At 72.8% G+C, this 9,097-nt stretch carries 8 protein-coding genes and 1 pseudogene; 5 read left to right on the top strand and 4 right to left on the bottom strand.

Going from position 1 to position 9,097, the window contains the following annotated elements; genetic code table 11:
• Positions 1-333: pseudogene (locus AMY39116_RS46710) on the top strand (hypothetical protein); the annotation flags it as partial.
• A 313-nt stretch (positions 334-646) separates the two neighbouring features.
• Here the strand turns inward: AMY39116_RS46710 and AMY39116_RS0341360 are convergent.
• From AMY39116_RS0341360 to AMY39116_RS0341370, 3 genes are all read right to left on the bottom strand, one after another.
• Positions 647-940: a DUF6480 family protein gene (locus tag AMY39116_RS0341360; RefSeq protein ID WP_020423466.1), complete on the bottom strand. Its 294-nt coding sequence runs from the start codon at positions 938-940 to the stop codon at positions 647-649.
• Positions 937-3,465 carry an ATP-dependent Clp protease ATP-binding subunit gene (locus AMY39116_RS0341365; RefSeq protein WP_020423467.1) on the bottom strand — a complete coding sequence of 843 codons (2,529 nt, stop codon included), beginning with the start codon at positions 3,463-3,465 and terminating at the stop codon, positions 937-939. The genes AMY39116_RS0341360 and AMY39116_RS0341365 overlap by 4 nt, the downstream gene beginning before the upstream one ends.
• A gap of 114 nt (positions 3,466-3,579) precedes the next feature.
• The gene (locus tag AMY39116_RS0341370) at positions 3,580-4,374 is read right to left on the bottom strand and encodes a SigB/SigF/SigG family RNA polymerase sigma factor (RefSeq protein ID WP_020423468.1); all 795 of its coding nucleotides are present in this window, start codon (positions 4,372-4,374) and stop codon (positions 3,580-3,582) included.
• Between the two features lie 139 nt (positions 4,375-4,513).
• On the opposite strand from AMY39116_RS0341370, the gene AMY39116_RS0341375 reads away from it, so the two are divergent.
• The 3 genes from AMY39116_RS0341375 to AMY39116_RS0341385 all read left to right on the top strand — a co-directional run bounded on the left by AMY39116_RS0341375 (position 4,514) and on the right by AMY39116_RS0341385 (position 7,210).
• Entirely contained in the window at positions 4,514-4,918 is a 405-nt protein-coding gene (locus tag AMY39116_RS0341375; RefSeq protein ID WP_020423469.1) for a DUF4383 domain-containing protein, read from the top strand.
• A gap of 235 nt (positions 4,919-5,153) precedes the next feature.
• Positions 5,154-5,978, top strand: a complete 825-nt coding sequence (locus tag AMY39116_RS0341380) for a glycosyltransferase (RefSeq protein WP_020423470.1) — start codon at positions 5,154-5,156, stop codon at positions 5,976-5,978.
• Positions 5,975-7,210 carry a glycosyltransferase gene (locus tag AMY39116_RS0341385; protein WP_020423471.1) on the top strand — a complete coding sequence of 412 codons (1,236 nt, stop codon included), beginning with the start codon at positions 5,975-5,977 and terminating at the stop codon, positions 7,208-7,210. The genes AMY39116_RS0341380 and AMY39116_RS0341385 overlap by 4 nt, the downstream gene beginning before the upstream one ends.
• Positions 7,211-7,264: 54 nt before the next feature.
• On the opposite strand, the gene AMY39116_RS0341390 is transcribed toward AMY39116_RS0341385, so the two are convergent.
• Entirely contained in the window at positions 7,265-8,131 is an 867-nt protein-coding gene (locus tag AMY39116_RS0341390; protein ID WP_020423472.1) for a manganese catalase family protein, read from the bottom strand.
• A 136-nt stretch (positions 8,132-8,267) separates the two neighbouring features.
• Here AMY39116_RS0341390 and AMY39116_RS0341395 point away from each other — a divergent pair, with 136 nt between their 5' ends.
• Positions 8,268-8,801 (top strand): MarR family winged helix-turn-helix transcriptional regulator, encoded by a 534-nt coding sequence (locus tag AMY39116_RS0341395; RefSeq protein WP_020423473.1) that lies wholly within the window; start codon positions 8,268-8,270, stop codon positions 8,799-8,801.
• The last annotated feature ends 296 nt before the right edge of the window (positions 8,802-9,097 follow it).

Below are 9,097 nucleotides of genomic sequence, written 5' to 3' on the forward strand. Positions count from 1 at the left end.
CTCGACGGCCTGGAAGCACACGCCCTGCGCGACGCGGCGGACGGCAGCCGGAGCGTCGTGGCGCCCAACCGCGGCTGGACGGACGAGGAGTGGACGGCGGCCCGGGACCGGCTGGCCGCCCGCGGCCTGATCGACGGGCGCGGGCTGACCGACCGGGGCGCCCGCCTGCGGGACCACATCGAGCGGCGCACGGACGAGCTGGCGGCGATGCCGTACTCGGCAGTGGGCGAGGACGAGCTGGCCGCGCTGGACGGCTGGCTGCGGCCGATCGCGCGCGGGCTGGTGCCGGTCCCGGTGCCGCACCCGAACCCGGTGGGTGCGCCGGCGCCCTGATCGGGCCGGATCGTGGGGAGGGGGCCGGTGGGCGCGCACGGCGGCTCTGTTGCAACGTCGCGCGGCGAGCCGGTGGGGCGCCGGTGCTCGGACCGGTTGGGTTGTGGGCAGGGTGGGGTGCGGTGCCCCACCAGTGGGCCGGGCCGTGGGCAGGGGTCATCTTGGGCGGCGCGCCTGCCCGGCTACGCCGCTGGCACCCCGACCGGCGCGCCGAACCTCGGGCAGGGGCCAATCGGGCCGCTGCGCGCGACCGCCCGGCCGCTGGGCCCTGCACCTGCCCGGTGGTGGCTTCCACAGCCGAGCCGCGACCGCCTCAGAACTGCAGCCAGCCCACCGCCGACGACACCAGCAGCGCCGCGATCAGGATCGCCAGCACCACGGAGATCACGATGGTCACCACGGGCAGCGCCCGCGGCGGTTTCTGCTGGTGGTGCGAAAGTCCGGAGGTCTGGCCGGAGTCCGGGGGCGTGTCGCCGGGGGCGACGCCTCCGCCGGGTTCCAGTCCGGGCGTCCGGGCGGGATCCGGGTCGGGCGGGGTGTCGCCCGGCACGACGCCGCCGCGTTCGGTTCCCGGGGTGCGGTCGGAGCGCGGATCGGGACTGCTCATCGGTCTTCCCTTCCCACCGACGCTGACACGTCGAACGACAGGCCCTTGTCACCGGCGCCCACCCGCACCCGCGCGCCGGGGGTCAGCTCGCCGCGCAGCATCATCCGCGACAGCGGGTTGTCGACCTCGCGCTGGATCGTGCGCCGCATCGGGCGCGCGCCGAACTCGGGCTGGTACCCGGCCCGCGCCAGCCACCGCACGGCGTCCGGCGTGAACTCCAGCGTGATGTCCTGCGCGTGCGCGCGCCGTTTCGTCTGCTCCAGCATCAGCTCGGTGATCTGCTCCAGCTGCGCGGCCTCGAGCTTGCGGAACACGATGATCTCGTCGATCCGGTTGAGGAACTCCGGCCGGAACTGCTCCCGCAGCCGCCGCATCAGCCGCTCCCGCAGCGGCCGCTCCGAGTCGCCCCGGTCGGCGGCGAACCCGAGCGCCCCCTGCGTGCTGCTGGAGATGATCTCCGACCCGATGTTGCTGGTCATGATCAGCACCGTGTTGGTGAAGTTCACCGTGCGCCCGCGGCCGTCGGTCAGCCGCCCGTCGTCGAGGACCTGCAGCAGCACGTTGAAGATCTCCGGGTGCGCCTTCTCGATCTCGTCGAAGAGCACCACCGAGTAGGGCCGCCGCCGCACCGCCTCGGTCAGCTGGCCGGCCTCCTCGTACCCGACGTAGCCCGGGGGAGCGCCGATCAGCCTGCTGACCGTGTGCCGCTCGCCGTACTCGGACATGTCCAGCCGGATCATCCGCTCCTCGTCGCCGAACAGCGCCGCCGCCAGCGCCCGCGCCAGCTCGGTCTTGCCGACGCCGGTGGGGCCGAGGAACAGGAAGCTGCCGTAGGGCCGGTCCGGCGGCGCGAACCCGGCACGCGAGCGGCGCACGGCCTCGGCGACCGCGTCGACCGCCTCCTCCTGCCCGATGACCCGCTCGTGCAGGTGCTCCTCCAGCCGCAGCAGCCGGTCGCGCTCGTCCTCGGTCAGCTGGTTCACCGGCACCCCGGTCAGCCGCGAGATCACCTCGGCGATGTCCTGCGGCGTCACCTCCTGCACGCCGCTGGGCCGCCCGTCGCTGTCGGCGGTGCGCAACTGCTCGCGCAGGTCGGCGATCTCGTCGCGCAGGGCCGAGGCGCGCTCGAAGTTCTCCTCGGCCACCGCCTGGTCCTTGTCCCGGGACAGCTCCTCCAGCCGGGCCTGCAGCTCGCGCACGTCGTTGGGGCGGCGGCCGGAGCGCAGCCGCACGCGCGCGCCGGCCTGGTCGATCAGGTCGATCGCCTTGTCCGGCAGGAACCGGTCGGTCAGGTAGCGGTCGGACAGGTCCGCGGCCGCCGCCAGCGCTTCGTCGGTGAACCGGACCTGGTGGTGCGCCTCGTACCGGTCGCGCAGGCCGTGCAGGATGGCGACGGTGTCGGGCACCGACGGCTCGGGCACCAGGATCGGCTGGAACCGCCGCTCCAGCGCCGGGTCGTTCTCGATGTGCTGCCGGTACTCGTCGAGCGTGGTCGCGCCGACGATGTGCAGCTCACCGCGGGCCAGCGCCGGCTTGAGCATGTTGCCCGCGCCCATCGACCCCTCCGACGCGCCCGCGCCGACCACGGTGTGCAGCTCGTCGATGAATACGATCAGCTGGTCGCGGTTGCGGCGGATCTCGTCGAGGAGGTTCGTCATGCGCTCCTCGAAGTCGCCGCGGTAGCGGGTGCCCGCGACCATCGCGGTCAGGTCGAGCCGCACCACCCGGCGGCGGGCGAGCAGGTCGGGCACGTCGCCGTCGCAGATGCGCTGCGCCAGGCCCTCCACGATCGCCGTCTTGCCCACGCCCGGTTCGCCGATCAGGACCGGGTTGTTCTTGGTGCGCCGGGACAGCACCTCGACGGTCTGCTCGATCTCGTCGTCGCGCCCGACGACCGGGTCGATGTTGCCCTCGGCCGCCTCGGCGGTGAGGTCCCGGCCGTACTGGTCCAGCGTCGGCGTGTCGGTGCGTGGCTGCGGCCGCTGCTCGGGACGGCCGCGCGGCATCGGCTGCCCCTGCGGCGGGCCCTGGAACGCCTCCGGCGTGACCCCGGCGTGGGCGAGGATGCGGCCGGCCGCGGAGTCCGGGTTGGCGACGAGCGCGAGCAGCAGGTGCTGCGGCCCGATGTAGCTGGAGCCGAGGGTGCGGGCGATGCCGTGCGCGTCCAGCAGCGCGCGCTTCGCGCCCGGCGCGAGCATGGCCGGGGTGGTGCGCTCGCCGGTGCCACTGCCGTGCCGGTCGATCTCCCGCGCGATCTCCTCGGGCTTCGCGCCCGCGCTCTCCAGCAGCTGCCGCGTCGGCGACGCCTGCGTGGCCGCCCACAGCAGCTGCTCGGTGTCGACGTCGGCCCGGCCCTGGTCGGCCGCCTTCTCGGCGGCGTGCGCGACGAGTTCCCGCGCCTGGTCGGACATCAGCCGCGTGATGTCGACCGCGTTCGGCCGCCTGCTGGGTACGGCGTTGCCGAAGAACTGCGCCAGGAACTGGTCGAACGGACTGCCGGGCCCGCCTGCGAAAAAGCCGGTCATTCGGGCACGCTCCTCAGCCGTCGGGTGCGGGCCCGGCGCTCCACTTCGGACGGAGCGGGCCCGGGCCGTCCATCGCCGTCGGCTACCCGTGCCCGGGCGGCGCGAAACGACGCGTCAGGGCTCTTCGGTGAGCTTCTCCCGCAGGTGCTGCAGGGTCTGCGCGAGCAGCCGCGACACGTGCATCTGGGAGATGCCGACGCGCTTGGCGATCTGCGTCTGCGTCATGTTGCCGAAGAACCGCAGCATCAGGATGGTGCGCTCGCGCGGGGCCAGGTCGCGCAGCAGCGGTTGCAGCGCCTCGTGGTTCTCGACCGTCTCGATGCCGTAGTCCTCTTCGCCGAGGGTGTCGGCCAGCGACGCGGCCTCGTCGTCCTCGCCGGCCGGTTTGTCGACCGACACGGCGTAGTAGGCGTTGCCCGCCTGCAGGCCCTCGCTCACCTCGTCCGGCGTGAGGTCCAGCTCGCGCGCGATCTCCGTCGGCGTCGGCGCGCGGCCGAGGCGCTGGCCCAGCTCGCTGCTGGCCTGCCCGATCTGCAGGTGGAGTTCCTTGAGCCGCCGCGGCACCCGCACCGACCAGCTGGCGTCGCGGAAGTGCCGCCGGACCTCGCCCATGATGGTCGGCACGGCGAAGGACAGGAAGTCGGTGCCGCGTTCCGGCTCGAACCGGTCGACGGCGTTGATCAGCCCGACGCGCGCGACCTGCAACAGGTCCTCGTACGCCTCGCCGCGCCCGCTGAACCGGCGCGCGATGTGCTCGGCCACCGACAGGTACTGGGTGACCAGCGCGGTCCGGAGCTGTTCCCGGCGCGGATCGTCCGGCGCGGCGGCCGCCAGATCGGCGAAAGTGGGGGTGTGGTCCTCCGAGGAATCGTTGTCCTCGACGGTGCCCGCGAGGCGCGTCTCAGCCAACGTTCCGCTTCCCCCCGCTGTCTCGTGCCGACCTGGTCATGGCCCGGACTACCCCGTCCCGCCGTTCGCCACACCTGGTTGCGGGGGCCCGGTCCGGGGAACCCCGCGCCGAGAGGAACTGATGCGAGGAGGTCCATCGATGGTTGAGCAGACGACGGAACGCGCGCCGCTGGCCCAGGGTTTCGCACTGGTGGTGGGCGTGGTGTTCCTCGCGCTGGGGATCGCGGGCTTCGCCACCGCGGGGGAAATCCTGGGATTTCACACCGGCACTGTGCTCAACGTCGTGCGCACCGCGCTGGGACTGCTCGGCTTGATCGCCGCGCGCCGAGCACGCACCGCACGGGTGTTCGGCCTGGTGGCCTTCTTTCCCCTGCTGGGCATCACGATCTGGGGTTTGCTGTCCGCGGGCACCGACAACCCCGACGACGTTCGCCGGGTGTTCGACCCGCACTGGGCCGACAACGCGTTGCACGGGGTGGTCGCGGTGCTGGGACTGGTGATCTTCCTGCTGCCCGCACGGACGAGGACCACCGAACGCGTGTGACGATCACGGAGAGTAGCAGTGCTGCGTAGCGTGTTTAGTTCCTCTGCCAGGGTGAAAGAACTCCTCCATGAGACGGGCAGAGGACGATCCGCTGCGAATCCTGCTGTGGCACGTACACGGGTCATGGACCAGTTCCTTCGTACGCGGACGGCACGAGTACCTCCTTCCGCTGCTACCGGAGGGCGGTCCCTGGGGACGGGGCCGCTGTGACCGAGCGTGGCCGTCCGCGCGGGAGGTGAGTCCGGCCGAGCTGCGGAACACCGACATCGACGTGGTCGTCCTCCAGCGCCCGGACGAGATCGAGCTGACCGAGCGGTGGACGGGGCGGCGGCCCGGCCGGGACGTCCCCGCGGTGTTCGTCGAGCACAACACCCCGACCGGCGACGTGCCGCGCACGCGGCACCCGCTGGCCGATCAGGACGAGATCCCGCTGGTGCACGTCACCCACTTCAACAACCTGATCTGGGACTCCGGCCGGGCGCCTGCCACGGTCATCGAGCACGGGGTGGTCGACCCGGGCGAGCTGTACACCGGCGAGGAGGCCTCGATCGGCCTCGTCATGAACGAGCCGGTGCGCCGGGGCCGCGCGGTCGGCACCGACCTGCTGCCCGCCTTCGCCGAGGTCGCCCCGCTGGACGTCTGGGGCATCGGCGTGGAGAAGCTCGACGACCACTTCGGCCTCGGGGAGCGCCTGCGCACGCGGGGCGACCTCGGGCAGGACGCCCTGCACGCGGGGCTGGCGCGGTGCCGGTTGTACCTGCACACCCCGCGCTGGACGTCGCTGGGCCTGTCGCTGATCGAGGCGATGCACCTGGGGATGCCGGTGGTGGCGGTGGCCAGCACCGAGGCGTCCCGCGCGGTGCCGCCGGAGGCGGGTTTCGTCTCGGCGGATGTGAACGAACTGGTGCGCGCGGCCGCCGAGCTGATGGCGGATCCGGAACTGGCGCACCGGATGGGCAAGCAAGCGCGCGAGCACGCGCTGGCCAGCTACGGCCTGGACGCCTTCCTGCGCAACTGGGACGTCCAGCTCGGCCGGGTGACGAGTGGAGGTAGCGCATGAAGATCTCGATGGTGTCGGAGCACGCCAACCCCCTGGCCGTTCTGGGCGAGGTGGACGCGGGCGGGCAGAACCTGCACGTGGCGGAACTGTCCGCCGCGCTGTGCCGACAGGGCCACGACGTCACCGTCTACACCCGGCGCGACGACCGGGCGCAGCCGGAGGAGGTCCGGGCGCCCGCGGGCTACCGGGTGGTGCACGTGCCGGCGGGCCCGGCGGAGTACCTGCCCAAGGACGACCTGTTGCCGCACATGACCGAGTTCGGCCGCTACCTGGCCAAGGCGTGGCAGCGGGACACCCCGGACGTGGTGCACGCGCACTTCTGGATGTCCGGCCTGGCGTCGCTGCTCGCCACGCGCGGCACCGACGTGCCGGTGGTCCAGACCTTCCACGCGCTGGGCGTGGTGAAGAAGCGCTACCAGGGCAAGGCGGACACCAGCCCGCCGGAGCGGGTGCAGCTGGAGCGGCTGATCGGCAAGAACGCCGCGCGCGTCGCCGCCACCTGCTCGGACGAGGTGTTCGAGCTGGCCCGGATGGGGCTGCCGCGCTCGCGCATGTCGGTCGCGCCGTGCGGGGTCGACCTCGAGCGGTTCACCCCGGACGGGCCGGTCGCGCCGCGCGGCAACCTGCACCGGATCGTCAGCGTCGGGCGGCTGGTGCCGCGCAAGGGGTTCGCGACGGCGATCGCCGCGCTGCCCGCCGTGCCCGGCGCCGAACTGGTCATCGCGGGCGGCCCCGAGCAGGGGCGGCTCGCCGACGACCCGGAGGCCAAGCGCCTGGTGGAGCTGGCCGAGCGGCTCGGCGTGGCCGACCGCGTGCGGCTGCTGGGCCAGGTGACGCGGGACGAGATGCCGTCGCTGCTGCGCTCGGCGGACCTGGTCGTGTGCACGCCGTGGTACGAGCCGTTCGGCATCGTCCCGCTGGAGGCCATGGCCTGTGGTGTCCCGGTGGTCGCGGCGGCGGTCGGCGGCCTGATCGACACCGTGGTGGACGGCGTGACCGGGGAACTGGTGCCGCCGAAGCGCCCGGAAGCGCTGGCCGCGACGCTGCGCCGCCTGCTCGGTGACCCCGCGCAGCGCGAGGCGTACGGGATCGCGGGCTGCGACCGCGCCCGGTCGCGGTACTCGTGGGACCGCATCGCGATCGACGTCCTGCGGGTCTACGAGAAGGCGCTGGGGGACAAGGCTCCCGCCGGTGCGGTCGTGCCCGCCGACGCCGCGGCGAGCCCGGTCTGACGAGGACGAACGGGAAGCCCCCTCGGGATCGTGGTCCCGAGGGGGCTTGTTCCGTCAGGTCAGCTTGTTGACCGCGGACTGGGCCTTGCCCTTGACCGTGCCCATCGCGTCCTGCGTGGGCGAGTAGGTGGCGTAGAGCTCGGGGTCGGGCTTGGGTGCGCTGCCGGGACCGCCGAGGGGCTTGGGGTCCATCAGGTACTCGATGCGGTCTTCGCCGGTGGACCAGGCGCCCTTGTTGCCGTCGGGGCCGTCGGAGAGGTGCCAGATGGTGTTGTTGTGCGTCTGGTCCTCTTCGTCGAGCAGGGCGCTGGGGGCGATGTCGGTTTCCAGGCCGTCGGCCTGGAGTTCTTCGATGGCGCGCAGCCACTGCTTCTGGTGCACGGTGTCCCGGGCCAGGTTGAACTTCAGCATCTCCTTCACGCCCGGGTCGTCGGTCATGTTGTACAACCGGGCGGTCTGCAGCCGGCCCTGCGCCTCGGCCGCCGCGTTGGCCCGGAAATCGGCCAGCAGGTTTCCGGAGGCGACGATGTACTTGCCGTTCCACGGGGTGCCGTTGGAGTCGGCGGGGACGGCGCCGCCGCCGGAGACGATGGCCTGCTGCGGGTCCATCCCGCCCAGCACGGCGGCCATCACCGGGTCCTTGGCGGCTTCCGCGGTCGCGGTGGCCGGCGCGCCCTCCAGCAGGCGGGCGACCATCGTGGCCAGCATTTCCACGTGACCGATCTCCTCGGTCGCGGTGTCCATGATCAGGTCTTTGTACTTGCCCTCGATGCGGCAGTTCCAGCCCTGGAACAGGTACTGCATGGTCACGGTCATCTCGCCGTAGGCCCCGCCGATGAGCTCCTGCAGCTTGCGCGCGTAGTACGGGTCCGGACGCTCCGGCTTTGCCTCGAACTGCAGCAGTTTCGTGTGTCGGAACACAGAGATCTCCCTTGGAAAAGAAGGAAAGTTGCAATTGGGTCGTGCGTGCAGACGGGGGGCTTCCCCCGGGCGGGCGGGTTATTCGCGTTCACTCCGCCGACTTGCGGATCCCACTCCGATGACCTATGCATGAGTCATGCATGACGAAAGGCTGGCGAACCTGCTCGGCGCTCTCGCGCTGACGGTCAACGACCTCGCCCTGACCGACGCGACGGCCGCCGCGGGCACGAGCGTGAGCGGATCGGCCGCGCTGGTGGTGCTGTCCACCGCGCCCGGGCTCTCGGTGACCGAGCTGGGGCGGCGGGTCGGCCTGAGCCAGCCGGCCGCCGCGCGGATGGTGGACGCGCTGGAGCGGCGGGGCCTGGTCGAGCGGCGGCCCACCCTCGCGCGGGCGGTCGCCGTGCACCTGACCCCGGCCGGCGCCGAGACCGCGGGGCGGATCCTCGGCCGCCGCGGCGGGCGGCTCGGATCGCTGACGGCGGCGCTCGACGAGCGGGAGCGGGAGGTGTTCGCGGAGCTGGCGGGGAAGCTGCTGACGGCGGCGTACGAGCAACTCCCGGAGGCCGACCGCCTGTGCCGGCTGTGCGACCGCGAGGCGTGCGTGGCGGAGGGAGAGGTGTGCCCGGTGGGGGCGGCCTGCCGGGCGCGGGAGGCCGCTGATGAGGGTTGAGCAGGGGTGGGACGCTCGGCCTGCGCGGGGCAGTGGACCCGAGAACCGTCTGCCAGGTGCGGAAGGCCGCTGCCAGGCAGCGGAGGCGGGGCGGCCGGGTGGCGCGGGCGTTGCCGCGCGCGGGAGGCTGCCGATGTCCGATGAGCAATGCCCTGGTCGGGGGCGATCGGTGGCGCGGCGCCGCTGCGCGTGCTCCCGGTGCCTGGTGGTTTCCGCGGGAGCCGCGGAATCGGCTTCTGGGTGGTCTGCCGTCGCGGGTGGGCTGGCCGGCATTGGAGGCGGGGCGGCGCGGTGGG

Source organism: Amycolatopsis sp. ATCC 39116 (genome assembly GCF_000231075.2).
Classification (GTDB): Bacteria; Actinomycetota; Actinomycetes; order Mycobacteriales; family Pseudonocardiaceae; genus Amycolatopsis_E; species Amycolatopsis_E tucumanensis.